The 25,267-nt window shown below is 63.6% G+C and carries 23 protein-coding genes, 1 tRNA gene, 1 pseudogene and 1 riboswitch; all 25 genes and pseudogenes read left to right on the top strand.

Annotated elements, in window-relative coordinates:
- Positions 1–216: 216 nt before the first annotated feature.
- The 25 genes and pseudogenes from GXM22_RS12210 (at position 217) to cbiB (ending at position 25,209) form a co-directional block, all read left to right on the top strand.
- Entirely contained in the window at positions 217–1,857 is a 1,641-nt protein-coding gene (locus GXM22_RS12210; RefSeq protein ID WP_005935030.1) for an RND family efflux transporter, read from the top strand.
- Positions 1,858–1,869: 12 nt separating this feature from the next.
- Positions 1,870–2,619 carry an ABC transporter ATP-binding protein gene (locus GXM22_RS12205; RefSeq protein ID WP_005935028.1) on the top strand — a complete coding sequence of 250 codons (750 nt, stop codon included), beginning with the start codon at positions 1,870–1,872 and terminating at the stop codon, positions 2,617–2,619.
- Complete coding sequence (locus tag GXM22_RS12200; protein ID WP_005935026.1) at positions 2,616–3,821, top strand: ABC transporter permease; 1,206 nt, start codon at positions 2,616–2,618, stop codon at positions 3,819–3,821. The genes GXM22_RS12205 and GXM22_RS12200 overlap by 4 nt, the downstream gene beginning before the upstream one ends.
- 206 nt (positions 3,822–4,027) lie before the next feature.
- Positions 4,028–6,211 (top strand): S-layer homology domain-containing protein, encoded by a 2,184-nt coding sequence (locus tag GXM22_RS12195; RefSeq protein ID WP_005935024.1) that lies wholly within the window; start codon positions 4,028–4,030, stop codon positions 6,209–6,211.
- On the top strand, positions 6,211–6,990 hold the full coding sequence (locus tag GXM22_RS12190; protein ID WP_005935022.1) for a ComF family protein: 780 nt from the start codon (positions 6,211–6,213) through the stop codon (positions 6,988–6,990). Before GXM22_RS12195 ends, GXM22_RS12190 begins: the two co-directional genes overlap by 1 nt.
- Before the next feature lie 72 nt (positions 6,991–7,062).
- Positions 7,063–7,137 (top strand) — tRNA-Pro (locus GXM22_RS12185).
- Between the two features lie 111 nt (positions 7,138–7,248).
- The gene (locus GXM22_RS12180) at positions 7,249–8,520 is read left to right on the top strand and encodes a glycerate kinase type-2 family protein (protein ID WP_005935020.1); all 1,272 of its coding nucleotides are present in this window, start codon (positions 7,249–7,251) and stop codon (positions 8,518–8,520) included.
- A 38-nt stretch (positions 8,521–8,558) separates the two neighbouring features.
- A riboswitch (cobalamin riboswitch) is annotated at positions 8,559–8,777 on the top strand.
- Between the two features lie 178 nt (positions 8,778–8,955).
- Positions 8,956–10,191 (top strand): sirohydrochlorin cobaltochelatase, encoded by a 1,236-nt coding sequence (locus GXM22_RS12175; RefSeq protein ID WP_005935015.1) that lies wholly within the window; start codon positions 8,956–8,958, stop codon positions 10,189–10,191.
- Between the two features lie 118 nt (positions 10,192–10,309).
- A complete protein-coding gene (locus GXM22_RS12170; protein ID WP_005935013.1) occupies positions 10,310–11,161 on the top strand; it encodes a hypothetical protein in 852 nt (283 codons plus the stop codon).
- On the top strand, positions 11,161–12,297 hold the full coding sequence (locus GXM22_RS12165) for an ABC transporter substrate-binding protein (protein ID WP_005935011.1): 1,137 nt from the start codon (positions 11,161–11,163) through the stop codon (positions 12,295–12,297). The genes GXM22_RS12170 and GXM22_RS12165 overlap by 1 nt, the downstream gene beginning before the upstream one ends.
- A gap of 3 nt (positions 12,298–12,300) precedes the next feature.
- Positions 12,301–13,317: a FecCD family ABC transporter permease gene (locus GXM22_RS12160; protein ID WP_005935009.1), complete on the top strand. Its 1,017-nt coding sequence runs from the start codon at positions 12,301–12,303 to the stop codon at positions 13,315–13,317.
- Positions 13,314–13,808: pseudogene (locus tag GXM22_RS15470) on the top strand (ABC transporter ATP-binding protein); the annotation flags it as partial. The gene GXM22_RS12160 and the pseudogene GXM22_RS15470, both read left to right, overlap by 4 nt.
- Before the next feature lie 111 nt (positions 13,809–13,919).
- Positions 13,920–15,230 (top strand): cobalt-precorrin-5B (C(1))-methyltransferase CbiD, encoded by a 1,311-nt coding sequence (cbiD, locus tag GXM22_RS12155; RefSeq protein WP_417935095.1) that lies wholly within the window; start codon positions 13,920–13,922, stop codon positions 15,228–15,230.
- 1 nt (position 15,231) lies between these two features.
- The gene (gene cobM / locus GXM22_RS12150) at positions 15,232–15,993 is read left to right on the top strand and encodes a precorrin-4 C(11)-methyltransferase (protein WP_005935005.1); all 762 of its coding nucleotides are present in this window, start codon (positions 15,232–15,234) and stop codon (positions 15,991–15,993) included.
- Positions 15,990–16,988, top strand: a complete 999-nt coding sequence (locus GXM22_RS12145) for a cobalt-precorrin 5A hydrolase (RefSeq protein ID WP_005935003.1) — start codon at positions 15,990–15,992, stop codon at positions 16,986–16,988. Before cobM ends, GXM22_RS12145 begins: the two co-directional genes overlap by 4 nt.
- A complete protein-coding gene (gene cobJ, locus GXM22_RS12140; RefSeq protein WP_005935001.1) occupies positions 16,981–17,715 on the top strand; it encodes a precorrin-3B C(17)-methyltransferase in 735 nt (244 codons plus the stop codon). Before GXM22_RS12145 ends, cobJ begins: the two co-directional genes overlap by 8 nt.
- On the top strand, positions 17,712–18,449 hold the full coding sequence (gene cobK, locus GXM22_RS12135) for a precorrin-6A reductase (RefSeq protein ID WP_005934999.1): 738 nt from the start codon (positions 17,712–17,714) through the stop codon (positions 18,447–18,449). Before cobJ ends, cobK begins: the two co-directional genes overlap by 4 nt.
- Complete coding sequence (locus tag GXM22_RS12130) at positions 18,446–19,648, top strand: bifunctional cobalt-precorrin-7 (C(5))-methyltransferase/cobalt-precorrin-6B (C(15))-methyltransferase (protein WP_005934997.1); 1,203 nt, start codon at positions 18,446–18,448, stop codon at positions 19,646–19,648. The genes cobK and GXM22_RS12130 overlap by 4 nt, the downstream gene beginning before the upstream one ends.
- Entirely contained in the window at positions 19,645–21,030 is a 1,386-nt protein-coding gene (locus GXM22_RS12125; RefSeq protein WP_005934995.1) for a cobyrinic acid a,c-diamide synthase CobB, read from the top strand. Before GXM22_RS12130 ends, GXM22_RS12125 begins: the two co-directional genes overlap by 4 nt.
- Positions 21,027–22,091, top strand: coding sequence for a nicotinate-nucleotide--dimethylbenzimidazole phosphoribosyltransferase (gene cobT, locus GXM22_RS12120; RefSeq protein ID WP_005934993.1), 1,065 nt, complete (start codon positions 21,027–21,029; stop codon positions 22,089–22,091). The genes GXM22_RS12125 and cobT overlap by 4 nt, the downstream gene beginning before the upstream one ends.
- Positions 22,085–22,606: a bifunctional adenosylcobinamide kinase/adenosylcobinamide-phosphate guanylyltransferase gene (locus tag GXM22_RS12115; protein WP_097773382.1), complete on the top strand. Its 522-nt coding sequence runs from the start codon at positions 22,085–22,087 to the stop codon at positions 22,604–22,606. The genes cobT and GXM22_RS12115 overlap by 7 nt, the downstream gene beginning before the upstream one ends.
- Positions 22,603–23,355, top strand: coding sequence for an adenosylcobinamide-GDP ribazoletransferase (locus GXM22_RS12110; RefSeq protein ID WP_005934989.1), 753 nt, complete (start codon positions 22,603–22,605; stop codon positions 23,353–23,355). Before GXM22_RS12115 ends, GXM22_RS12110 begins: the two co-directional genes overlap by 4 nt.
- Positions 23,352–23,669, top strand: a complete 318-nt coding sequence (locus tag GXM22_RS12105; protein WP_005934987.1) for a bifunctional adenosylcobinamide kinase/adenosylcobinamide-phosphate guanylyltransferase — start codon at positions 23,352–23,354, stop codon at positions 23,667–23,669. The genes GXM22_RS12110 and GXM22_RS12105 overlap by 4 nt, the downstream gene beginning before the upstream one ends.
- Positions 23,663–24,262: a histidine phosphatase family protein gene (locus GXM22_RS12100; RefSeq protein ID WP_005934985.1), complete on the top strand. Its 600-nt coding sequence runs from the start codon at positions 23,663–23,665 to the stop codon at positions 24,260–24,262. Before GXM22_RS12105 ends, GXM22_RS12100 begins: the two co-directional genes overlap by 7 nt.
- Positions 24,259–25,209 (top strand): adenosylcobinamide-phosphate synthase CbiB, encoded by a 951-nt coding sequence (gene cbiB / locus GXM22_RS12095; RefSeq protein WP_005934983.1) that lies wholly within the window; start codon positions 24,259–24,261, stop codon positions 25,207–25,209. Before GXM22_RS12100 ends, cbiB begins: the two co-directional genes overlap by 4 nt.
- The last annotated feature ends 58 nt before the right edge of the window (positions 25,210–25,267 follow it).

The raw sequence follows: 25,267 nt of genomic DNA, 5'->3' as shown, positions 1-25,267 counted from the left end.
TTTGGTACAAACAACGTCCCGATTAAACCAGAAAGCGGCGGACAGGTCAACTTGCGATTTGCACAAAGGTTTACAATCTGTGAAAATTTGCTGAAAAGCGTTCAAACGAAATTTGGACGCTTGTGTATCCGGGTAAAATGCGATACACTACACCTATACATAGGAAAGGAATCTGACAGGCCGCCCTATGGCGGGCCTGAATCTGATAGGAGGAACATGATGATCTGGAATAAGAAGAAGGACGGCGCGGAGAACCCGGGTGCGGAAACGCCTGCGGCACAGACAACCAAGGCCCCGGTGCTGTTTTTGCAGAAGAACTGGAAATGGCTCGTGCCGGTGGTCTGTGTGGTGATCGCGGGCGGTGTGTTTTTGCTCAAGCCCAAGAACGCCAGCACCACAGCCGTGGACCCCAGCTATCTGGAGGCCAGCCCTGAAGTGCGGGATGTCTCCAACACCCTCAGCGGCACCGGTACCCTGAACCCTGCCAACACCTACACCGTGAAATCTCTGGTGGAGGGCAAGGTGCTCACCGGCGAGTTTGAGGAGGGCGACGTGCTGGATGAGGGGAGCATCCTCTACACGCTGGACAGCTCGGACGCTTCCACCAATTTTGAAAAGGCCGAGATCGCCATGCAGCAGGCACAGCGCGGCTATGACAAGGTGGTGGACCGCCAGTATGTGCGTGCCGAAGTGGATGGCACCGTGAGCACCCTGAAGGTCGCCAAGGGCGACGAGGTGACCAGCGGGCAGGAGGTCGCCATCATCCGCGACAGCTCCAAAATGCTGCTGACGCTGGAATTCCCCGCCGCCGATGCCGCCAATTTCAGCGTGGGCCAGACCGCCCAGGTGACGCTGGACGGCACCTTTGAGCAGCTGGACGGCACCGTGACCAGCGTGACCGGAACGGATGCCCTGAGCACCGGCAACCTGCTCACCCGCACCGTGACCATTGCCGTGCAGAACGCGGGCGGCCTGACCACCGCGCAGGCGGCCACCGCCTCCATCAACGGGGTCAGCTCCATCGGTTCTGCCACCTTTGGCTATCAGGCGGAGCGCACCCTGACCGCACAGGCTGCAGGCACTGTGACCTCCATCCATGTGCAGGAGGGCCAGACCGTTGCCAAGGACGATATCCTGATCGAGCTGAGCGGCGATGACCTGACCGAGAGCATCCAGTCTGCCTCTGAGACCCTGCGCAGCGCTGAGATCTCCCTGCAGAACCTGCAGGATACCATGGCCAACTATACCGTCACCTCTCCCATCAGCGGCACCATCATTGAAAAGGATGCCAAGGTGGGCGATGCGGTCAAATCCGGCGATACCCTCTGCGTCATCTACGACCTGAGCTATCTGGAAATGGTCATCAACGTGGACGAACTGCAGATCAGCTCCCTGTCTGTGGGCCAGAAAGTGCAGATCACAGCCGATGCCGTGCAGGATAAGAACTATGTGGGCACTGTGACCCGCGTCTCCATGAAGGGCGCTTCCAACGGTGGCACCACCACCTACCCGGTGACCATCCGCATTGACGAGACCGACGGCCTGCGCCCCGGCATGAACGCCAACGCTGAGATCGTGGTGGCTGAGGCTGCCAATGCCCTGACCGTGCCCAATGCGGCCATCGTCCGGGGCGGCTATGTGCTGGTGACCCAGGATTCCCCCAGCGCTTCCAAGGCGGATACCACCATGGAGGCACCCGAGGGCTTTGTCTATGTGGCCGTCAAGACCGGTGTCAGCGATGATGATTACACCCAGATCGTCAGCGGCATCCAGGAGGGGGACGCCATTGGTTACGACCCCAACTCGGTCAGCAGCGACAGCTACTATGACGATGGCAGCAGCATGATGATCTTCTGATGGGAGGATGGAATGAGTGCTCTGATCGAATTTGATGCGGTCTGCAAGTATTACCAGATGGGTGACACCACGGTAAAAGCCGCCGACCACATCACCATGAAAATAGAAAAAGGCGAGTTTGTTGCCATTGTGGGCCAGTCCGGCTCCGGCAAGTCCACCTGCATGAACATCATCGGCTGTCTGGATGTGCCCACGGCGGGCACCTACCGGCTGAACGGCCGGGATGTGGGCAAGATGAGCCGGAACGAGTTGGCCTCCATCCGCAACGAGATGCTGGGGTTCATCTTCCAGCAGTATAATCTTCTGCCCAAATTAAACTTATTGGAAAACGTGGAGGTGCCGCTGGTCTATGCGGGCATCCCCCGCGCCGAGCGCCACCGCCGGGCTCGCGAGGTGCTGGAGCAGGTGGGGCTGGGCGATAAGCTGAAAAACAAGCCCAACCAGCTTTCGGGCGGCCAGCAGCAGCGCGTATCCATCGCGCGGGCGCTGGTGCGCAACCCGGCAATCATTCTGGCGGATGAGCCCACCGGCGCGCTGGACAGCCACACCGGCCGCGAGGTGCTGGGAATGCTGCAGGACCTGCATGGGCAGGGCCATACGGTGGTGCTCATCACCCATGACAACTCCATTGCCGTGCAGGCCGACCGCATCATCCGGCTGGAGGATGGTCAGGTGGTCTACGATGGCGACTCCCGCGCACCGGAAGCCATCGTCCAGCCGACGCTGAACTTTGAACCGGCAGAACAGGAGGGGAACAAATGATCATTGAGACCTTCCGTCAGGCCCTCCAGAACGTGTGGAGCAACAAGCTCCGCACCTTTTTGACCATGCTGGGCATCATCATCGGTGTCATGGCGGTCATCGTCATCGTGGGTCTGGGCAACGGCATGACCCAGAGCATGCGGGACAGCTTTTCGGCGCTGGGCACGAATGCCCTGTCCATTCAGGTCTGGGGCTACGGCTCCCGCACCGCCTCGGTGGAGGATGTGTATAAGATCGCGGATAAGAACAAGGAGCTCATCTCCGCAGTCTCGCCCCAGATCGATTTCAGCAACAACACCCCCAAGGTGGGCACCACGACCTACCGCTACGGCACCAGTGTTTACGGTGTGGACGAGCACTACGCCGAGATGAAAAACTATACCCTCGCCCAGGGGCGCGGCCTGCAGTACATGGACATCAAGGACAACAAGCAGGTCTGCATCATTGGTGATTACCTCAACCGGGCGGCCTACGGCGGCAACGCGGTGGGCCAGACCATCAAGCTGGGGGCCTATAAGTTCCGGATCGTGGGCGTGCTGAACGCCAAGGTGACGGACAAGAACATGCAGCAGGGCTCAGACGATGACTGCGTCTATCTGCCCTACACCACGGCCATGCGGCTCTCCAACCAGTCCAGTGCCAAAAACTTTGTTGCAATTATGACGGACGAGAGCCGGGCCAACGAGGCCAAGGCGGTGGTGGAAAGCGGCCTGTACGACCTGCTCAAGAGCGACAACGCTTATTACATCTACAGCGCCAGCGAGTGGCTGGAAGAGATGAACGAGATGATCAACATGGTCATCATCATCCTTACCGGCATTGCCAGCATCTCGCTGCTGGTGGGCGGCATCGGCATTATGAACATCATGCTGGTGTCGGTGACCGAGCGCACCCGGGAGATCGGCATCCGCAAGGCACTGGGTGCCAAGGAGCGGGTGATCCTGTCGCAGTTCGTGGTGGAAGCTGCCACCACCTCCGCACTGGGCGGCGTGCTGGGCATCGTCCTTGGCTATATCGTGTCCATGGCGGCAAACCGCATCCTGCCCATGATCTCCAGCGACATTGATGTGACCGTCAGCCCCTCGTTCAACTCCGTCGTGGTGGCCTTTGGCATCTCGGTGGGCATCGGCGTGCTGTTCGGCTATCTGCCCGCCAAGCGCGCCGCAAGGCTCAACCCCATTGAAGCGCTGAGATATGATTAAACCTCTCACCGCTTCGGTCTGGCTTTGCCAGTGCCTTGCGGAGCTCCCCTAATAGGGGCAACAACGACGACCGCCGCCAGTGGCGGATGAAGGGAGGAGTTGTTGGGGCCGCGGCCAGCAGGATGCAAGTGCAAGGCTTTGCACGAAGCAGATGCTGGGAGCCGCAACCCGGAATACATTAGAAACTATTTTAAGGAGGATTTTCCATGAAAAAGCGAATCCTTGCATTTCTGCTGGCGGTAAGCATTGCCGTGTCGATGCTGGTGCTGCCGGCATCGGCAGCGGGCAACGCCAACACGGCGGTCCAGCTGTCCATCACGCTGAACGCGATGGACAGCAGCCAGCAGGCTGCTCTGAACGCTGTGGTCACCCGCGGTGCGCTGGCCCGGATGCTGGTGTCCTACTCCACCTACCGCGAGAGCGTGGGCTCTCAGGGCACGGTGGGCACCCTGTTCACCGACCTGCCCGGCACTTCGCCCTATGCCCCCTATGTCCGCATTGCGGTGCAGAACGGTTGGATGAACGGCTACACCGACGGCTCTTTCCGGCCCGACAATGCCGTGACACTGGAAGAAGCGGTCACGGCCATCCTCAAGCTGATGGGCTATAAGATGACCGACCTGAGCGGCTCCTTCCCCAACGCACAGCTGAACAAGGCCAGTGAGCTGGGCCTGCGCAATCAGGTGGACCGCAGCCAGGGCGAGGTGCTCAACTACGAGGAGTGCGCCCTGCTGTTCTACAACGCCCTGACAGCCAACGCCGCCAGCGGCAGTGCCTACGGCAGCAGCCTGGGCTTCACGGTCTCCAACGGTCAGGTGGATACCTCCAGCGTCATGCTCAAGAGCCTGAAGGGCCCCTTTGTGGCGGGCGATACGGTCCAGCTGCCCTTTGTTCCCAAGATGGTCTACCGCAACGATAAAGCGTCGGAATCTGCGGAGCTGAACAAATACGATGTGTATTATTACAGCGAGAGTTTACAGACATTGTGGGTCTACACCCGCCGCGCCGCTGGCCGCATCACGGCAGTTTCGCCCAGTGCCAGCGCCCCCACCAGTGTAACGGTGGCAGGCACCAGCTATACGCTGGGTTCCTCTGCGGTGGCCTCCCAGGTGTCCTCCCTCAACGGCGGCGGCGTGGGCGAGGTCGTCACCCTGCTGCTGGGCATGAACAATGAGGTTGCCGGGATCGTGACCGGCGAGGAAGCCGACAGCGTGTTCTACGGTGTCGTGCAGACCGCCACCCGCAGTCTGGTGGAAGAGAACGGCGCGGATGTTTTGCAGAAGGTCTCCGTCATGTGCACCGATGGCATTGCCCGCACTGTGAACGTGGACAAGAGCCTGAACTTTCCGCAGGGGTGGCTGGTAGAGATCAAGGTCACCCCGGAGGGCGAGAGCGTGGAGCACATCGAGGACCGCCGCGTCAACGGCACCATCAATACCAATGGTACTGCGCTGGGCGCTGCCGCCCTGGCCGACGATGTAGAGATTCTGGATACAACTTCGGAGGGTGTGGCTGGGACGGTTCGTCCCAGCCGCCTATCGGGGGTAACACTGAGTGACCTCGATGTCCGCTACTATACCGTCAACGATGCCGGACAAATCAACCGGCTCATCCTGAACGATGTGACCGGCGACCTGTGGAGCTACGGCGTGCTGGACGATGTGAAAAATTTGGCCATGAATTATTCTGACCTGAAGAGCCTTGTCACCAGCATTGCGGCGGGAGATTCCACTTCCGGCACCACGACCACGACAGGCACCACCACCGGAACGGCCACGGGCGGCACCGACGGCTCCGGCTCCACCTCGGATACCACCACTGTGACCGGTGCCACGGCGGTAGACCGCCTGTCCAACCTGCTGGTGCCCACCACCAGCGAGATCCTGTGGGGCATCGTTTCGGGCGATATCCTGAGCACGGCCTGGCAGAAGCTGACCAGCAACACCGGCTCCCTGATGAGCATTGGCTTCCAGCAGATTGCGGAGATCACGGGCACCCCCTTCAAGCAGATCTTCAATTACATCGGCGGCGGGGCGACCTATATCTGCTACGTCAACGGCGCGGTGGCCAGCTACACCACGGCCATCAAGTATCCGGTGCTGGCGGGCGGCATTGCCGTGCGGCAGGAGACCACCGGCTCTGTCAAGGCCATGATGCAGCTGATGCCCCTGAAGATCGACAAGGTCGGCGCGGCCTCGGTGCTCTCGGGCAATGAACGCTACGAGATGGCAGACAATGTGCAGGTCTACCTGTGGTACAAGGGCCAGTATTACCCCACCAAGCTGGCTCAGGTGGATGCGGACGGCTACCAGCTGACCGGCTGGTACGATAATTTCGGCTGCGCTGCCGGAAAAAAGGTCCGCGTCATCATTGCGGTCAAGAACGACTGATGCTTTATTACAGCGGCCTGAGCCGCACACTGCGGCAGCTGCGCTGGGTGCTTTACCCGCGCCGCTGCCCTTTTTGTGACCGGGTGCTGGGGAACCAGCCTGCCTGCCCGGACTGCGCCGATGGGCTGGCAGAGCTGCGCCGTGCACCCTCCATGCGGCTGCGCGGCTCCGAGCACTACCTGGGGCGGCTGGATGGGGCAGCCGCACCCTACCGATACACCGGCCTTGTCCGCCGCGCGGTGCTGCGGGCGAAATATCAGGGCGCGCCCTGGGCAGCTGTGGAGCTGGGCGTGGAGATGGCCCGCCTGCTCTTTGGCAGCGAGATCAGAATGTGCGGCTCTGAGCCCCTGCCCGAACCGGTGCCGGGCCTGGACAGGGGTTACGACTGCATCCTTCCGGTACCGGCCTCCAGCAAAAAGCGCGGCTACAATGTGCCGGAGCGGATGGCACAGCCCCTTGCCCGGGCGGTGGGGGTGCCGGTGGTCACGGACGCGCTGACCCGTGCCCGCTCCACCCGGCGGCAGGAGGGACTTTCCCTTGACGAGCGGCTGGCCAATGTGGCGGGTGCCTTCCGGGTGGCCCGGCCGGAGGCTGTGGAGGGAAAGCGCATCCTTCTGGTGGACGATGTTCTGACCACCGGAGCCACGGCCTCGGCCTGCGCGCAGGCTCTGCTGGATGCCGGTGCGCAGAGCGTGTTCGCTGTGGCGCTGGCTACGGTGGAGTTTCCGCAGCCGGTGGGCAGCACAACGGCCATTGCCGAAAATGAAGAAGAAATTTGAAAATAGTGCTTGACAAAACACCATTCTTCGGGTATACTGATTGAGCTGTGAGCGACAAGCTCGATCAGATGTCCGGGTGTAGCGCAGTTTTGGTAGCGCGCTTGAATGGGGTTCAAGAGGCCGTGAGTTCGATTCTCGCCACTCGGATTGGAACAAGACCGACGATTTCAAAAGAGATCGTCGGTCTTGATTTTTTATTCGGCTGTTTTCGGTGTGCTGTCCCGGAGGGGCGAGCACCGCTGCAAGGAGGGCGAGTCTATGAATGCTGCACTGCGCCGGGATGCGGATGTGATCCTTCGTTCCAGCCTGAACGCTGTTCTGCCGGATGAGGCGGTGCGCCGCGCGCTGCGGGATCTCCGGCCCGGGAAGGGCCGGGTGCTTCTGGTGGCGGCGGGCAAGGCGGCCTGGCAGATGGCACACGCGGCGGTTGAAACGCTGGGCCGGGTGGACGGTGGTGTGGTCGTGACCAAGTACGGCCATGTGAAAGGTGAGATCCCAGGTGTGGCTTGCTATGAGGCGGGCCACCCGGTGCCGGATGCAAATGGTTTTGCGGCTACCCAAAAGGCGCTGGAGCTGGTGCAGGGGCTGACTGCCGGGGATACGGTGCTGTTCCTGCTTTCCGGCGGCGGCAGTGCGCTGTTCGAGCAGCCGTTCGTTCCCGGGGCAGAGCTGCAGGATATCACGAACCAGCTGCTGGCCAGCGGGGCCGACATTGTGGAGATGAATACCATCCGCAAGCGGCTTTCCGGTGTGAAGGGCGGGCGGTTCGCGCAGCGCTGTGCCCCTGCGCAGGTGTTCAGCATCGTGCTGAGCGACATTCTGGGGGATCCGCTGGATATGATCGCCAGCGGCCCGGCGGTGCCGGATACCTCCACCCGCGCCCAGGCGCTTGCCGCTGCCGAAAAGTATCATCTGGCACTCTCAGCACAGGCCCGGGCCCTGCTGGCGCAGGAAACGCCCAAAACGCTGGACAATGTGACCACCCGGATCACCGGCAGCGTGCGGGAGCTTTGCCGTGCCGCGGCCAGCGCCTGCCGGAATTTGGGATATGAACCGGTTCTCCTGACCGACCAACTCTGCTGCGAAGCACGGGAAGCCGGCAGCTTTCTTGGCTCCATTGTCCGCACCCAGGCAGGGCAGGGGAAAAAGCTGGCCTACATCGCGGGCGGCGAGACCATCGTTCACCTGACCGGAAAAGGGCTTGGCGGAAGAAATCAGGAGCTGGCCCTTGCGGCTGCGCCTGCCATTGCCGGGCTGAACGCGGCGGTGTTCTCTGTGGGCAGCGACGGCACAGACGGCCCCACCGATGCCGCCGGCGGCTATGTGGATGGGGATACCCTTGCCGCGCTGGAGGCCGGGGGCTGGAGCGGATACGCTGCTTTGCAGAACAACGATTCCTACCACGCCCTGAAAGCAGTGGATGGCCTGATCATCACCGGGGCAACGGGCACCAATGTCAACGATGTGGCGGTGGCCCTGATCGGGGAAAAAACACCGCCTGTGAGCCCGGAAGTTTCCCCGGAGTGGTGATTGCATTCCTCCGTTGAGTATGTTATACTGAACAGCGAACTGAATAGAAAACAGCAGGTGCGTACCGCCCGCGGCTCTGACCGGGGGCAGGCACGTTAAAAGGGAAGCGGGTGCAAATCCCGCACGATCTCGTCACTGTGATAAGGGAGTTTACCGCCAGGGTGCAGCTGCACCGGTCACTGGAACCCATGTTCCGGGAAGGCGGCGGTGGATGTTGAGCTTTCAGCCAGGAAACCTGCCCGCTGTTGGTACGGGGGCGCAAGCCCCAGATCACGAGGAATTGGTTGTACCCAAAAAGCCTGAAAAAACTGAAAAGGGCCTTTTTGCTTTGCCATCCCGCAAGCAGAAAGGCCCCTTTTGTTTTGCCGGGCACTCTTTCCTGTACCTTCTGTTCAGCAAAAATCATGTTCAAAAACAGGAAAGGAACGAACAAAAATGAGAAAACGCACCATCCACAAAGCAGCGGCCGCTCTGACCGCTCTGGCCCTCTGCGCCGGTGTACTGACCGGCTGCGGCGGTGCCGCAAGCAGCACCACTGCTTCCAGCACGGCAGAATCTGCTGCCAGCAGCGAGGTTTCCGGCGAGGAGGCTGACGAATTGGCCGCAAAGAATGTTGCAGACCTGATCGATGCCATCTATGTGCAGGAGCGCACCGATGACACCGATGCCCAGTGTGAGGCCGCCAAGGCCGCATGGGATGCCCTGACCGATGCCCAGAAGGAGCTGGTCGAGGGCGAAGAGGCTGACCCTGACTACTTTGGCCGCGACACCGGCGATGCTTCCAAGGACGACAGCCGCAATCAGGACGACATCGGCGAGAATGAGCTGCTGGTGGTCTCCTTCGGCACCTCCTTCAACGACAGCCGAGTGAAGGATATCAAGGGCATCGAGGATGCGCTGCAGGCCGCTTATCCCGATTGGTCTGTCCGCCGCGCCTTCACCGCACAGATCATCATCAACCATGTTCAGGCCCGCGACGGCGAGAAGATCGACAATATGCAGCAGGCTCTGGACCGCGCTGTGGCCAACGGCGTGAAGAACCTGGTCGTCCAGCCCACCCACCTGATGCACGGTGCAGAGTACGACGAGATGATGGAGATGATCGACGAGTACAAGGACAAGTTCGAGAGTGTCGCCGTTGCTGAGCCCCTGCTGGGCGAGGTTGGTGCCGACGCTGCCGTCATCAACGCCGACAAGGAAGCTGTTGCCAAGGCCGTTACCGCTGCCGCTGTGAAGGATGCCGGTTTCGACAGCCTGGAGGCCGCTGCTGAGGAGAAGGTCGCCTTCGTCTTTATGGGTCACGGCACCTCCCACACCGCAAAGGTGAGCTACAGCCAGATGCAGACCGCCATGCAGACCCTGGGCTACAGCAACGTGTTCATCGGCACGGTGGAGGGTGAGCCCGAGGAGACCGCCTGCGAGAACGTCATCGAGGCTGTCAAGGCCGCCGGTTACACCAAGGTCATCCTGCGCCCCCTGATGGTCGTTGCCGGTGACCACGCCAACAACGATATGGCCGGTGCGGATGACGATTCCTGGCTGAGCCAGTTCCAGGCCTCCGGTGACTTCGCGTCCGTGGAGTGCCAGATCGCCGGTCTGGGTGAGATCGAGGATATCCAGCAGCGCTACATTGAGCACACCAAAGCCGCCATTGATTCCCTGAACGGCTAATATTCCGCATTTCAATGCCCGAAGGGAGAGATCTTTTCGGGCATTTTTTATGGAGAGCTTCCCCGCATGAGGAGAAACACTCCCATTTCAAATTCTGAATTTTTGAGGTATTTTGTTTATGCACTGCAAACAGTTTGTTTCCCTGTCCGTTGCTTCTCTGATGCTGGCCGCCGTCCTCACCGGCTGCGGCGGGGCTTCTTCCACTGCTTCCTCTGCTGTCAGCTCGGAAGCCGCTTCTGCCGTGAGCGCTGCCGCCGCTTCCGAAAGCACCGAAGCCGCCCTGCCGGACGGCGTGTACACGGCTGAGTTCGACACCGACAGCGGCATGTTCCACGCAAACGAAGCCTGCAATGGCATGGGAACCCTGACCGTGGAGAACGGGCAGATGACCTTCCACGTCAGTCTGGCCTCCAAGAAGATCGTCAACCTGTACGTTGGCACGGCCGCCGATGCCGAGGCCAACAAGGCAGACTGGCTGCTGCCCACCACCGACACCGTCACCTACTCCGATGGCACCTCGGAGGAGGTCTACGGCTATGATATCCCCGTGGCCGCTGTGGACCAGGACTTCCAGCTGGCACTCCTCGGGACCAAGGGCAAGTGGTATGATCACACCGTGAGCATCCGTAATGCGCAGCCCAAGACGGAAGAAGCCGCCGAGACCCCTGCGGACGGTGAATACAGCGTGAATGTGACCCTGGAGGGCGGCTCTGGCCGTGCCACCGTGGAAAGCCCTGCCGCCCTGACCGTGGCGGACGGCAAAATGACCGCTGTCATCCGGTGGAGCAGCCCCAATTATGATTACATGATCGTGGATGGCGAGAAGTATCTGCCCACCAACACCGAGGGCAACTCCACCTTTGAGATCCCTGTTTCTGCACTGGGCACCCCGCTGGCTGTCACTGCCGATACCGTAGCCATGAGCACCCCCCATGAGATCGAGTATACGCTGACCTTTGCGCTGAACTGATGAAACTGACGAGACAACAATTCCTGCGCGTTCTGCCTGTTACAGTACTGGCCCTGTCGGGTTGCGCCGCCTCCGAGACAGCGCCCGCCAGCACAGAAGAACTGGTCTTTGACCATGCCTGTCCGCTGGATTACGCCACACAGTTTACTGCAGACTGCTATGAGGGCGGCTATACCATGCTGACCCTGACCGAATCGGGGGAGCAGTTCCTTGTGGCCCCGGAGGATGCCGCTGCGGTGGAAGGCCTGCCCGAGAGCGTGACTGTGCTGCGTCAGCCCATCCGGAACATCTACCTTGTCTCCACCTCGGTGATGGACCTGTTCCTCGCGCTGGATGGGCTGGACAGCGTGACCCTTTCCGGTACCCAGGCGGAGGGCTGGTATCTGGATGAGGCCAGAGCCGCCATGGAGGACGGGCGCATTGCCTATGCGGGCAAGTACAGCGCCCCGGACTACGAAAAGATCCTTGCGGCCAACTGCGGCCTTGCCATCGAGAACACCATGATCTACCACACCCCGGAGGTCAAGGAGCAGCTGGAACGGTTTGGCATCCCGGTGCTGGTGGAGCGCTCCAGCTATGAGAGCGGCCCGCTGGCCCGGCTGGAATGGCTCAAGTTCTGGGGCATCCTGCTGGGGAAAGAGGAGCTGGCGGAACAGGAATTCGCCCGGCAGGTGGAGCGCCTTGCACCGCTGGCCGGGCAGGCTTCCACCGGCAAGCGCTGTGCCTTTTTCTCCATCACAGCCAACAACCTTGCCAATGTGCGCAAGGGCGGCGACTATGTGGCCCAGATGATCGAGATGGCGGGCGGTGATTATGTTTTTGCGGACCTGACCGACAACGGCAACAACCTTTCCACCATGAACCTGCCGCTGGAGGATTTTTACGCCGGTGCAAAGGATGCGGATGTGCTCCTTTACAACAGCACCATTGAGGGCGTGGTGCATACCACGGAGGAACTGGTGGCAAAATGCCCCCTGCTGGCCGAGTTCAAGGCCGTGCAGAGCGGCAGTGTCTGGTGCACCACCCAGAGCTTTTTCCAGCAGAGTACGGCGCTGGTCGATTTTGTGCTCGACCTGCACCGTGTCTTTACGGAGAACGACCCCGCCGACCTGCAATTTCTGAGGAAAGTAGAGTAACCTATGACCAGCAAAAAGCGCCTGATCTTCTCTTACGGCATCCTTGCCCTGCTGCTGGCGGTGCTGTTTGCCGCCAACCTGTTCTGGGGCAGTGTGTCCCTGACACCGGGGGCAGTGTTGGCGGCCCTGACCGGCCGCGGGCAGGACGCTTTGAGCGTGGGCATCATCACCCAGCTGCGCCTGCCCCGGGCTGTGATGGTGGTGCTGCTGGGGGCGGCGCTCTCGGCGGCAGGCTACCTGCTGCAGACCTTTTTTGCCAACCCCATTGCAGGGCCCTTTGTCATGGGCATTTCCAGCGGGGCCAAGCTGGCCGTGGCACTGGTCATGGTGGCTTTTCTGAACCATGGCCTGCTCACCAGCTCCCTTACCCTGATCACAGCCGCCTTTGCGGGGGCCATGGCCTCCATGGCCTTTGTGCTGGCGGTCTCCCGGCGGGTGCAGCGGATGAGCATCCTTGTCATCTGCGGCGTAATGATCGGCTACATCTGTTCGGCCGTCACGGAGTTTGTGGTGGCCTTTGCCCAGGATAGCAACATCGTCAACCTCCACAACTGGTCTCAGGGCAGCTTTTCCGGCATGACCTGGGGCAATGTGCGGGCGGCGGCGCTGGTGGTGCTGCCCGCTCTGGCGGCAGCATTCTGCCTTTCCAAGCCCATGGCCGCCTACCAGATGGGGGAGGCCTACGCCCGGAGCGTGGGCATCAATGTCAAAGCCTTTTCCCGGCTGCTGGTGCTGCTTTCCAGTCTGCTGGCCGCCTGTGTCACGGCCTTTGCGGGGCCCATCTCCTTTGTGGGCATCGCGGTGCCCCATCTGGTCAAGCAGCTGTTCGGCAGCGCAAGGCCGCTGGTGGTGCTGCCCGGGTGCTGCCTGGGCGGGGCCGCCTTCTGCCTGCTGTGTGACCTCATCGCCCGCAGCATGTTTGCCCCCACCGAGCTTTCGATCAGTGCCGTAACGGCAGTATTTGGCGCACCGGTGGTCATCTGGCTGCTGGTGCGCCGGGGTCAGGAGGGTGTGCGATGAAATACCGCTGTGAAACGAAAGAACTGGCCATCGGCTATGGCAGCGCGCCCCTTGCTTCCGGCATCACGCTGGGGGCGGTGCCGGGGCAGATCCTGGCCCTCATCGGGCCCAACGGCGCGGGCAAATCCACCCTGCTCAAAACGCTGGCGGGCCAGCTGGCCCCCCAGGGCGGGGCTGTCCTGCTGGATGGCCGCAGCCTGACCGATTACACCGGCACAGCCCGGGCCCGGAAGCTGGCCCTGATGCTGCCCCACACCCGCCGCACCGAGCTGACTTCCTGCTTTGAGTTTGCCGCCGCCGGGCGCATCCCCTATACCGGGCGGCTGGGCATCCTGTCCGATGCCGACCGGCAGGCCGTGCGGGACGCGCTGGAACTGGTGGGGGCTTCCCCTCTGGCGGGCCGGGATTTCAACTGCATCAGCGACGGCCAGCGCCAGCGCGTTCTGCTGGCCCGTGCCATCTGCCAGCAGCCCGGAGTTCTGCTGCTGGACGAGCCGACCTCTTTTCTGGATGTCAAGGGCAAGATCGAGCTGCTGACCATCCTGCAGAAACTGGCCCATGAGCAGGGGCTGGCCGTGATCGTCAGCCTGCACGAGCTGGACATGGCGCAGAAGATCGCGGATGCGGTGGTCTGCGTGTTCCCGCACAGCGTTTCGGGGGTGCTGACCCCAAAGGAGGCCTTTGCCCCGGAGAACATCCGGGCGCTGTACAGCCTGACCAAGGAGCAGTACGAGGCCGTGTTCGGCCCGGAAAAGCCTGCCGGGCCAAAGTTTGAACATTACGTCCGCAGTGGGCAGAAGCTGCTCCGCTGCGGGTACACCACCGGCACCTGCGCGGCGCTGGGTGCGGCGGGGGCCGCGCGGCTCCTGCTCACAGGCCATGCCCCGGAGAGCGTTGCCCTGCGCACGCCGAAGGGCATCGTGGTGGAGGTGGCCCCGCTGTACTGCCGTCCCGCCGGAGCCGGTGCCGAATGCGCCATTGAGAAGGACGGCGGGGATGATGTGGATGTGACAACCGGCCTGCCCGTGATCGCCGCCGTAGAATTGCTGCCCGATACCACCGAGATCCGCATCTCCGGCGGCAAGGGCGTGGGCCGGGTAACCAAGGCCGGGCTGGACCAGCCGGTGGGGGAAGCCGCCATCAACCATGTGCCCCGGCAGATGATCGCCGAGGCCCTGCAAAGGGAAGCCGAGAGCGCCTGCTACACCGGCGGCTTTGCCGTGACCATCTCCATCGAGGGCGGGGAAGAGGTGGCAAAGCGCACCTTCAACCCCCACATCGGGGTCGAGGGCGGGCTTTCGGTGCTGGGAACCAGCGGCATTGTGGAGCCTATGAGCCAGCAGGCGATCCTGGATACCATCCAGCTGGAAATGAATCAGGCCGCTCTCCGGGCGGGCAGCCCCAGGCGGCTCATCCTGGCCCCCGGCAATTACGGGCTGGACTATCTGCACGAAAGATACCCGGAGTTTCATGCTATTCCGGTGGTGAAGATCTCGAACTTTATCGGTGATACGCTGGATATGGCTGCTGCGGCCCGCTTTGAAGAGGTGCTTCTGGTGGGCCATGTGGGCAAGCTGGTCAAGGTGGCGGGCGGCATTATGAACACCCATTCCCACACTGCCGACTGCCGCACCGAGCTGTTCTGCACCCATGCGGCCCTCTGCGGCGCTTCCCGGGAAGTCTGCGCCGCCCTGATGAACGCTGCCACCACCGATGCCTGTCTGGAACTCCTGGACAGCGCCGGCCTGCGGGCTCCGGTGCTGGAAAGCCTGCTGCGGGCAGTCCAGCTCCACCTTGACCGGCGGGCCTGCGGGGCGTTCCGGGTGGGGGCGGTGCTGTTTTCCAACCAGCACGGCCCGCTGGGAGCCACCGACACTGCCGCACAACTGCTGAACGAATGGAAGGAGCATTGAGATGGTACATTTTGTAGGCGCAGGCCCCGGCGCACCTGACCTCATCACCCGGCGGGGCGCGGCCCTGCTGCAGGAAGCCGACTGCATCATTTATGCGGGCAGTCTGGTCAACCCGGCTCTGCTGGGGCTGGCAAAGCCGGAGTGCGCCGTTTACAACAGCGCCGAGATGACGTTGGAACAGGTGCTGGACGTGATGCGCCGGGTGGAAGCCGCAGGCGGGACCACCGTGCGGCTCCACACCGGCGACCCCTGCCTGTATGGGGCCATCCGGGAGCAGATGGACGCACTGGATGCGGATGGCATCCCCTACGATGATACCCCCGGCGTGTCCAGCTTTTGCGGGGCGGCGGCGGCGCTGAACGCCGAGTACACCCTGCCCACCATCAGCCAGACCGTGATCATCACCCGGATGGAGGGGCGCACCCCGGTGCCGGAAAAGGAGAAGCTGGCCAGCCTTGCCGCCCATGGAGCAACCATGGTGATCTTCCTCTCCATCGGCCTCATCGACAAGGTGCAGCAGGCCCTGCTGGCAGGCGGAGCCTACACGCCGGAGACTCCTGCTGCCGTGGTCTACAAGGCCAGCTGGCCGGAGCAGAAGGTGGTGCGCTGCACCGTGGGCACGCTGGCCGGGAGCACCCGCGCCAACGGCATCACCAAGACGGCGCTCATCGTGGTGGGGGAATTTCTGGGCACCCGGTATGAGCGGAGCAAGCTCTACGACCCAACCTTTACGACGGAGTTCCGCAAGGGGGCAGACCAGTGACCCGCGCCTATCTCGCCTTTACGGAAAAAGGGCTGGCGCTGGCCCAAAAGCTGGCCGGTGCCCTGCCCGGCACCGTAGACCGCTGCGGCCATGGCGGGCCTGGCCTTGCCGATTGGGCTGCGGAGCAGTTCGCCCATGCGGATGCCCTGATCTTTGTGGGGGCTGTGGGCATAGCGGTGCGGGCCATTGCGCCCCACTGCCGGAGCAAGGCGGTGGACCCTGCCGTGGTGGTGCTGGACGAGTGCGGCCATTTTGCGGTGCCGATCCTTTCGGGCCATCTGGGCGGGGCCAACGATCTGGCCCGGGCGCTGGCGGCGGTCTGCGGTGCGGTGCCGGTCATTACCACGGCCACCGATGCCAACGGGGTGTTTGCTGTGGATGCGTGGGCCAGGCACCAGAATTGTGCCGTGCTGGAACCGGAGCGCATCAAGCGCGTCAGCAGCAGGCTGCTGGCTGGCGGGCCGGTGCGATACCGCGCGGAATTCCCCATCGCCGGGCAGGCCCCTGCCGGGGTGGTCCCGGCGGGGGAGGCAGAGCGCGCCGACTTTGCCCTGACCCTTTTCCCGGCGGGCGGTGCGCTGCACCTGATCCCGAAGATCGGTGTGCTGGGCATCGGGTGCAGGCGGGGGACAAGCGCCGCACAGCTGGAAGCGGCCTTTGCACAGTTCTGCGCGGCCCACGGCCTTGCGGCAGCGTGCATCACGGCGGCAGCCAGCATCGACCTGAAAGCCCATGAGCCGGGCCTGCTGGAATTTTGCAGAGCCCACGGCTGGCCGGTGCAGTTCTATTCTGCCGCACAGCTGCAGAACGCCCCCGGGCAGTTCACACCTTCGGCCTTTGTCCGGAGCGTGACCGGTGTGGACAATGTCTGCGAGCGGGCGGCGGTGCTGGCGGCAGGCGGCACGATCATTCTTCCCAAACAGGCGGGCAACGGCGTGACCTTTGCGCTGGCGCTTCGTCCCTTTGCCCCGGATTGGAGGTGGCAGGATGCCTAATGTTGTTTTTGTTGTCGGGCTTGGGCCCGGGGATCCCCGGTTTCTGACCGCACAGGCGCAGAGCGCCTTAACGCAAGCCGAGGTGCTGTGCGGCTATACGGTCTATCTGGATCTGGTACGCCCCTACTTCCCGGACAAGCTCTATTATTCCACCGGCATGACCAAGGAGATCGACCGCTGCCGCTGGGCGCTGGAAACGGCCCGGAGCGGCAGGGCGGTGGCGCTGGTCTGCTCGGGAGATGCCGGGGTCTACGGCATGGCAAGCCCTCTGCTGGAGCTGGCCGAGCACTTCCCGGACGTGACGGTGGAGGTGGTGCCCGGCCTGACCGCCGCCCTGAGCGGCGGTGCGGTGCTGGGTGCCCCGCTGGCCCACGATTTCTGCGTGCTCTCCCTCTCTGACCGGCTTACGCCGTGGGAGGTCATTGAGCGGCGGCTGGCGGCAGCAGCCATGGGGGATTTCTGCATCGCGCTGTACAACCCCTCCTCCAAGGGGCGGCCGGACTATCTGGCGCGGGCGGTGCGCATCCTGCTGGCAAACGGCAAAGCACCCGGAACGGTCTGCGGCATTGTGCGGAACATTGGCCGGGAGGGGCAGGAAAGCCGCGTTCTGACGCTGGCCGCGCTGGAAACCACCCCGGTGGATATGTTCACCACCGTGTTTGTCGGCAACGCCCAGACCCGCCAGCTGAGCGGGCGGATGGTCACGCCGCGGGGGTACCGCGCATGAGGGCCGTAATATTCAGCGGCACCACCGAGGGCCGTGTGTTTTCGAAGCAGCTGGCCGCACTGGGGGCCGAGGTACTGGTCAGCGTGGCCACCCCGCTGGGGGCCGAGGAACAGGGCGAAAGGTCCGGCATCACCGTCCACTGCGGGCGGCTGACCCCGGAGGAGATGACCGCCCTGCTGCAGGGGGCTGACCTCTGTGTGGATGCGACCCATCCGTATGCCGTGGAGGCCACCCGGAACATCCGGGCAGCCTGCAAAACAGCAGGCACGGAGTACCGCCGCCTGCTCCGGCCCGAAAGCCCGCTGCCTGCCGGGAGCATGGTGTTTGCCTCCGCGGCCCATGCGGCGGGGTTTCTGGCCCGGACGCAGGGAAATGTCCTGCTTGCCACCGGGGCCAAGGAGCTTTCTGCCTTTGCTGTGCTGGAACCGGCACGGCTTTTTCCCCGTGTCCTGCCCACCCGGGAGGGCATTGCCGCCTGCGAGGGGGCAGATATCCCCCATAAGAACATCATCGCCATGCAGGGGCCGTTCTCCTATGCGCTGAACCGGGCACTGATGGAGCAGTTTGCCATCCGCTTCCTCGTTACCAAAGATGGCGGCGCGGCGGGCGGCTTTGAAGAAAAAGCCCGGGCAGCGCAGGACACCGGGGCACAGCTCATCGTCATCCGCCGCCCGGCCGAGCAGGGCGAAACGGCGGAACAGATCCTGACACATTGTAAGGAGATGCTGCAATGATCACACTCATCGGGATGGGGTCGGGCACGCCGGAAAGCCTGACCGCGCAGGGCCTTGCCGCCCTGCAGAACGCCGGACTGATCCTGGGGGCAAAGCGCCTGCTGGAACAGCTGCCGCAGGGCTGCACGGATCACCGGAAGGCCCTGTATCAGCCTGAGGATGTCCTTGCCGCGCTGGCGGCTGACCCGGAGGTGGATGCTGCCCTTGTGTACAGCGGCGACACCGGGTTTTACTCCGGTGCGGCCCAGCTGCTGCCGATGCTGCGGGCCTTTGGCATCTCCTGCCGGGTGCTGCCGGGGCTTTCCAGCGTTCAGCTGCTGGCCGCTGCGGTGGGCCGCTCCTGGCAGGAGTGGAAGCTGGTCTCGGCCCACGGCTGTGCCTGCGACCCGGTGGCCGAGTGCCTGACAGCCGGGGGAAAGCCTGTGTTTTTCCTGACCGGCGGGGCAGAAACGCCTGCCTCCCTCTGCGGCCGATTGGCTGCTGCCGGGCTGGGCGATGCCCATGTGCTGGTGGGCGAAGAGCTGGGCCGGGCAGAGGAAAAGATCCTGTTCGGCACGGCGCAGGAATTTGCGCAAAAGCAGTTTGCAAGCCTGAGCGTTCTGCTTGTGGAACACGTTCCTCAGCCGCCCCGGCGGGTGCCCGGCTTCCCGGATGAAGCCTTCCACAGGGGAGAGGTGCCCATGACCAAGCAGGAGGTGCGGGCGGCGGCGCTGGCCAAGCTGGCCGTGCAGCCCGGCGATACCTTGTGGGATGTGGGGGCGGGCACCGGCAGCGTGAGCGTGGAGCTGGCGCTGGCCGCACCCCGGGGGCATGTGTATGCCGTGGAGTGTGATCCGGAGGCCTGCGGGCTCATCCGGCAGAACCGGGAAACGTTCCACGCCTGCAACCTGACACTGGTGGAGGGCCGCGCCCCCGCTGCGCTGGCTGACCTGCCCGCTCCGGATGCCGTGTTCATCGGCGGGACCAAGGGGGGCATGGAGGCTGTGGTGGACACGGTGCTTGCCCGGAATCCGAACGCCCGCATCTGCATCTCTGCCATTGCGCTGGAAACGCTGAGCGCCGCCGTGGCCGCACTGACTGCCCACGGCCTTGCTGCGGAGGTGACGCAGATCTCGGTCAGCCGCACCCGGCCTGCGGGCAGGCTCCACCTGCTGATGGCCAATAACCCCATCTTCCTTATCACAGGAGAACGTAAATGATCCAATTTCTTGTGGCCGCGCCCTGTTCCGGCAGCGGCAAAACCACACTGACCTGCGCCCTACTGGCGGCGCTCAAGCGGCGGGGGCAGGACCCCTGCTCCTTCAAGAGCGGGCCGGACTATATCGACCCCATGTTTCACCGGGCCGTGCTGGGGGTGGAGAGCCACAACCTCGACCTGTTTTTCTCCGCGCCGGAGACCGTGCGCGCGCTCTATGCGCAGGCCGCCGCCGGGCACGGGGCAGCCGTGTGCGAGGGTGCTATGGGCTTTTACGATGGACTGGGCGGCGTGAGTGATACCGCCAGTGCCTGGCATCTGGCCGATACGCTGGGCCTGCCGGTGCTGCTGGTGGTCCAGCCCAGAGGGGCCAGCCTGACGCTGGCGGCCCAGATCAACGGACTGAAGCAGTTCCGCACCCCCAGCCATCTGGCGGGCATCCTGCTCAATGACTGCGCCCCCCATTTGTATGCTCTGCTGGCTCCCATGCTGGAACGGGAGACCGGCCTGCCGGTGCTGGGCTATCTGCCCCACCTGCCGGATGCTGCCCTTGAGAGCCGCCACTTAGGCCTGAAAACTGCCGGGGAGATCGCGGACTTACAGCAGAAGATCAGCCGGATGGCCGATGCGCTGGTGGTGGATTGGGAGAAGCTTTTTGCCCTGACCGAAGGCGCAGCGCCTTTGGCGTACACCGACAGGCTCCCCCCTGCGGGAGAGTTGCCGCCCCAGGGAGCAGAGGAACAGCGCCCCCGCGTTCCCATTGCCGTTGCAAGGGATGCGGCGTTTTGCTTCACCTACGCCGAAACGCTGGAAGCACTGGAGTGGGCGGGGGCGGAGCTCTGCTGGTTCAGCCCCCTGCAGGACCCCGCCCTGCCGGAGCAGATCGGCGGGCTCTATCTGCCCGGCGGCTACCCGGAGCTGTATGCCGGGCAGTTGAGCGCGAACCGCTCCATGCTGGCCTCTGTGCGCCGGGCTGTGGAGCGCGGTCTGCCCACGGTGGCCGAGTGCGGGGGCTTTCTCTATCTGGGCCAGAGCCTGGAGGATGCCAACGGGGAACGCTGGCCCATGGCAGGTGTCCTGCCGGGGCAGGGCTTCCGGGTGGGGCGGCTGGTACGGTTTGGATACGCGGCATTGACTGCCCACGCCGACAGTATGCTGTTCCGCGCCGGGGAGCGTCTGCCCGTGCACGAGTTCCACCACTGGGATTCCACAGACAACGGCACCGGCTTTACCGCCGCAAAGCCCAACGGGAAACAATGGGACTGCGGCTTTGCAAACGAGCATTTCTATGCGGGCTTCCCGCATTTGTATTGGGCGGGCACGGCCCTGCCCCGGCGGTTCGTGGATGCCGCAGCACACTATCATCAAGAGGAACAGGACCAATGACAGAGCTTGAACTGAAACAGCTTCTTTCCAAGATCACCCGGCCGGACGAGATCGCACGCACCGCCGCCCATGCTCACTGGGCCAGCCTGGCCAAGCCGCTGGGCGGGCTGGGCAGGCTGGAGACCATGCTGGAGGATGCCGCCGCCCTGACCGGTACGGCAGAGCTGGCGTTTTCCCGCCGGGCCGTGCTGGTGCTCTGCGCCGACAACGGCGTGGTGGCGCAGGGCGTGAGCCAGACGGACCAGAGCGTGACCCGGGCCGTGGCCGAGAACCTTGCCGCCCGGCGCACCAGTGTCTGCCAGATGGCAAAAACGGCCCGCTGCGAAGTGGTGCCTGTGGACCTTGGCATGGCCGGGGAGCCGGTGCCCGGGGTGCAGAACTGCCGCATTGCCGCCGGGACGGCGGATTTCACCACCGGCCCTGCCATGACCCGTCAGCAGGCGGTGGATGCCATTGCGGCGGGCATCGGGCTTGTCCGGGCGCAGAAGGCGGCGGGGGTGCAGCTGCTGGCCACGGGGGAGATGGGCATTGGCAACACCACCACCTCCAGCGCCGTGGCTGCGGTTCTGCTGGGTCAGCCCGTGGAGCGGATGACAGGCCGTGGTGCGGGCCTTTCCGACGCGGGGCTTGCCCGCAAGCTGGATGCCATCCGGCGGGGCATTGCGCGGAATCAGCCCGATGCCGCTGACCCTCTGGATGTGCTCTCCAAGCTGGGCGGGTTTGACATCGCCGGGCTGTGCGGTGTTTTTTTGGGCGGTGCGCTGGAAGGCCTGCCCGTGCTGATGGATGGCTTCATCAGCGGGGTGGCGGCGCTGTGCGCGGTGCGGCTCTGCCCCGCCGCAGAAAAGGCCGTGTTTGCCAGCCACTGCTCCACCGAACCGGCAGCAAGGCTGGTGCTGGAAGCGCTGGGCAAAGTGCCCCTGCTCACCGCCGGGCTCCATCTCGGCGAGGGCACCGGAGCGGTGGCAAGCATCCCGCTGTGGGATATGGCGCTGGCCGTTTACCGCGATTGCTATTCCTTCACGGAGGGCGGCATTACGCCGTACACCCCCCAATGCTGACGCTGGTATTGGGCGGTGCCGCCAGCGGCAAGAGCGGGTATGCCGAGAGCCTGGTGATGAAAACCGCGCTCCCGCGCTATTACATCGCCACCATGCAGGTGTGGGATGCGGAGTGTGCCGCCCGGGTGGAAAAGCACCGGAAGATGCGGGCGGCAAAGCAGTTTGAGACCGTGGAGTGCCCCCTGCATCTGGAGAACATCCGTCTGCCTGCCCGGGGAACTGTGCTGTTGGAGGATCTGGGCAACCTGACCGCCAACGAGCTCTACGACCCCGCCGGGGCGGGAGAAAATGCGGCTTCGGCCATTTTGGAAGGACTGGACCAATTGGCCGGACAATGCGCGCACCTCATCGTGGTCTCCAACGAGGTGTTCAGCGGCGGTGCCGACTATGCAGGCGACACCGGGCGCTACCTGAAAGCGCTGGCGCAGGTGAACAATGCCCTTGCCGCCCGGGCTGACCATGTGGTACGGGTGGTGTGCGGCATCCCGGTCTATTATAAAGGAGTGGAAAAATGATTGGATTGCAGACCATTGCAGTGGCCTTTGCCATGTTTTCGGCTCTGCCGGTGCCGCAGTTCGCGTGGAACCAGAAAAACATGCGGTATGCCATGTGCGCCTTCCCGCTCATCGGGGTGGTCATTGGCGGGCTGTGGTGCCTGTGCGGCGCTCTGCCCCTGCCGATGCCCGCAAAAGCGGCGGGGTTCTGCCTGATCCCGGTCTGGGTCACGGGCGGCATCCACCTGGATGGCTATGCCGACACCTGTGATGCCCTTTCCAGCTATGGCGACCGGGAAAAGAAGCTGGAGATCCTCAAAGACCCCCACTGCGGTGCCTTTGCGGTGATCCGGCTGTGCAGTTATTTTGCGGCCTACCTTGCCCTTTGCGCCTGCGTGGACTTCACGCCCCGGGTGGGCCTGTGCTGGACACTGGCCCTTGTGCTGGAACGGGCCCTCTCGGGCCTGGCCGTGGCATCGTTCCCGATGGCAAAGAACACCGGCCTTGCCCACACCTTTGCCACGGCGGCGGATCGAACTACTGTCCGCCGGGTGCTGATGGTGCTGGCCGCTCTGCTCAGCGCCGCCCTGCTGGCACTGGGCGGCTGGGCGCTGGTGCTGGCGGCGTTGCTGGTGTTTGCACGCTATCATGTTGTTTCGGACAAGCAGTTTGGCGGCATTACCGGCGATCTGGCCGGGTGGTTTTTGCAGAAAGCCGAGCTGTGGATGCTGGCGGCGCTGTGTGCCTGCCAGTGGGGAGGACTGTTATGATCTTTATCACCGGGCCGCTGTACAGCGGCAAGCGCACCTTTGCCCAGCGCCTGCCCGGCACCCGCATTGCGGAGGTGCAGGCCCTGGCCGCAGAGGCCGAGGATCTGGAAAAGCTTGCGGAGGAGCTCTCCGCTTATGATATCGTGATGGCCACCGAGGTGGGCGGCGGCGTGGTGCCCATGGACGCAGGGGAGCGTGCCGCCCGGGAAGCCGCCGGGCGGCTGGCCTGCCTGCTGGCGGCCCGGGCCGGGTGCGTGGTGCAGATGTTCTGCGGCATCCCCACAGTATTGAAAGGAGAACTGCCCCCATGCTGATCTATCTTCTGCGCCACGGCCTGACGGCCTACAACGCCGAAAAGCGCTATCAGGGCCAGCGGGATATCCCTCTGTGCCCCGCGGGCCGCGCCCAGCTGCGGCAGGCTGACCTCCGGCCGGAAACGGTCTATATCACCCCGCTCTGCCGCACCCGGCAGACCGCTGAGGTGCTCTTCCCGGGTGCAAGGCTCGTGGAGGTGAAAGACCTGCAGGAGATGTGCTTCGGCAGCTTTGAGGGCCGCAATTTCATTGAGATGGAGCACGACCCGGATTATCTGGCTTGGGTGAATGCCAACTGCGAAAGCCCCTGCCCGGACGGCGAGACCAAGGCTGTCTTTTCGGAGCGGGTGTGCAGGGCCTTTGCCGCACTGGTGGACAGGGCCCTTGCCGATGGGGAAGAGACACTGGTCATTCTGGCCCACGGAGGCACCCAGATGGCTGCCATGGAGCGCTACGCCCTGCCCCATGCGGATTATTACCACTGGTGCGCCCCCAATGCGGGCGGCTACGTTCTGGATGCAGGAGATTGGGCGGAGCAGCGGGTGCTGCACCTGCTGAAAACTGTGCAGTACACAAAGGAGGATGCCCGATGATCGAATACGCAGTACTCGGCGGTTTTGTGCTGGACTGCCTCTTTGGCGACCCGGCCTGGCTGCCCCACCCGGTGGTGTACATGGGCAAGGCTATCTCGGCGCTGGAAAAGCGCCTGCGGGCCCGCCTGCCCAAAACGCCTCAGGGGGAACTGCTGGGCGGGGCCATTGTGGCCTTCTGCCTGCCGGTGGGTACCTTTCTGCTGACGAGCCTTGTCTGCCTGGGGGCTGCCCGCATCAGCCCGTGGCTGGGGCTGGCCGTCCAGATGTTCTGGTGCGGGCAGGCACTGGCCGCAAAGGGGCTGGCGCAGGAGAGCACCAATGTCTACCGGGAGCTGGTCAAGCCCGACCTGCCTGCCGCCCGCAGGGCGGTCAGCCGCATCGTGGGGCGGGACACCCAGGATCTGACGCTGGAGGGTGTGACCAGGGCTGCTGTGGAGACGGTGGCCGAAAACGCCAGCGACGGCGTGATCGCGCCCCTGCTCTATATGCTCATCGGCGGGGCACCGCTGGCCCTGACCTACAAGGCCATCAACACGATGGACAGTATGCTGGGCTACAAAAATGAAAAATACATCTATTTTGGCCGCATCCCTGCCAAGCTGGACGATGCGGCAAATTACCTTCCCAGCCGCCTTGCCGCCCTGCTGTGGGTGGCTGCCGCGGCCTTTACGCACAATGACGCAAAAGGGGCGTGGGAGATCTGGCGGCGGGACCGCCGGAACCACGCCAGCCCCAACAGCGCCCAGACCGAGAGCGCCTGCGCCGGTGCGCTGGGGGTGCAGCTGGCCGGGCCCGCCTATTACTTTGGCGAATACTACGCCAAGCCCACCATCGGCGATTCGCTGCGTCCCATTGAACCGGCGGATATTCTGCGTGCCAACCGGATGATGTACGTGGCAAGCGCCTTTGCACTGGCATGGGGCGTGGCAATACGGGCTATTTTGTAACGACCTCGCCCTCTCAGTCATGCTTTGCATGACAGCTCCCCCAAAGGGGGAGCCAAGA

The organism is Faecalibacterium duncaniae (genome assembly GCF_010509575.1).
GTDB classification, from domain to species: Bacteria; Bacillota; Clostridia; order Oscillospirales; family Ruminococcaceae; genus Faecalibacterium; species Faecalibacterium duncaniae.
This window is presented reverse-complemented; position numbering and strand designations above follow the sequence as displayed.

What these genes read in the sequence shown, in the direction of transcription:
- GXM22_RS12125 (WP_005934995.1), top strand. Translation starts at nt 19,645, where the DNA reads ATGATCCAATTTCTTGTGGCCGCGCCCTGTTCCGGCAGCGGCAAAACC.
- GXM22_RS12105 (WP_005934987.1), top strand. Translation starts at nt 23,352, where the DNA reads ATGATCTTTATCACCGGGCCGCTGTACAGCGGCAAGCGCACCTTTGCC.
- cbiB (WP_005934983.1), top strand. Translation starts at nt 24,259, where the DNA reads ATGATCGAATACGCAGTACTCGGCGGTTTTGTGCTGGACTGCCTCTTT.
- GXM22_RS12165 (WP_005935011.1), top strand. Translation starts at nt 11,161, where the DNA reads ATGAAACTGACGAGACAACAATTCCTGCGCGTTCTGCCTGTTACAGTA.
- cbiD (WP_417935095.1), top strand. Translation starts at nt 13,920, where the DNA reads ATGGCGCAGAAGATCGCGGATGCGGTGGTCTGCGTGTTCCCGCACAGC.
- GXM22_RS12200 (WP_005935026.1), top strand. Translation starts at nt 2,616, where the DNA reads ATGATCATTGAGACCTTCCGTCAGGCCCTCCAGAACGTGTGGAGCAAC.
- cobK (WP_005934999.1), top strand. Translation starts at nt 17,712, where the DNA reads ATGAGGGCCGTAATATTCAGCGGCACCACCGAGGGCCGTGTGTTTTCG.
- GXM22_RS12115 (WP_097773382.1), top strand. Translation starts at nt 22,085, where the DNA reads ATGCTGACGCTGGTATTGGGCGGTGCCGCCAGCGGCAAGAGCGGGTAT.
- GXM22_RS12110 (WP_005934989.1), top strand. Translation starts at nt 22,603, where the DNA reads ATGATTGGATTGCAGACCATTGCAGTGGCCTTTGCCATGTTTTCGGCT.
- cobT (WP_005934993.1), top strand. Translation starts at nt 21,027, where the DNA reads ATGACAGAGCTTGAACTGAAACAGCTTCTTTCCAAGATCACCCGGCCG.
- GXM22_RS12170 (WP_005935013.1), top strand. Translation starts at nt 10,310, where the DNA reads ATGCACTGCAAACAGTTTGTTTCCCTGTCCGTTGCTTCTCTGATGCTG.
- GXM22_RS12160 (WP_005935009.1), top strand. Translation starts at nt 12,301, where the DNA reads ATGACCAGCAAAAAGCGCCTGATCTTCTCTTACGGCATCCTTGCCCTG.
- GXM22_RS12130 (WP_005934997.1), top strand. Translation starts at nt 18,446, where the DNA reads ATGATCACACTCATCGGGATGGGGTCGGGCACGCCGGAAAGCCTGACC.
- cobJ (WP_005935001.1), top strand. Translation starts at nt 16,981, where the DNA reads ATGCCTAATGTTGTTTTTGTTGTCGGGCTTGGGCCCGGGGATCCCCGG.
- GXM22_RS12180 (WP_005935020.1), top strand. Translation starts at nt 7,249, where the DNA reads ATGAATGCTGCACTGCGCCGGGATGCGGATGTGATCCTTCGTTCCAGC.
- GXM22_RS12100 (WP_005934985.1), top strand. Translation starts at nt 23,663, where the DNA reads ATGCTGATCTATCTTCTGCGCCACGGCCTGACGGCCTACAACGCCGAA.
- GXM22_RS12190 (WP_005935022.1), top strand. Translation starts at nt 6,211, where the DNA reads ATGCTTTATTACAGCGGCCTGAGCCGCACACTGCGGCAGCTGCGCTGG.
- GXM22_RS12210 (WP_005935030.1), top strand. Translation starts at nt 217, where the DNA reads ATGATGATCTGGAATAAGAAGAAGGACGGCGCGGAGAACCCGGGTGCG.
- cobM (WP_005935005.1), top strand. Translation starts at nt 15,232, where the DNA reads ATGGTACATTTTGTAGGCGCAGGCCCCGGCGCACCTGACCTCATCACC.
- GXM22_RS12175 (WP_005935015.1), top strand. Translation starts at nt 8,956, where the DNA reads ATGAGAAAACGCACCATCCACAAAGCAGCGGCCGCTCTGACCGCTCTG.
- GXM22_RS12205 (WP_005935028.1), top strand. Translation starts at nt 1,870, where the DNA reads ATGAGTGCTCTGATCGAATTTGATGCGGTCTGCAAGTATTACCAGATG.
- GXM22_RS12195 (WP_005935024.1), top strand. Translation starts at nt 4,028, where the DNA reads ATGAAAAAGCGAATCCTTGCATTTCTGCTGGCGGTAAGCATTGCCGTG.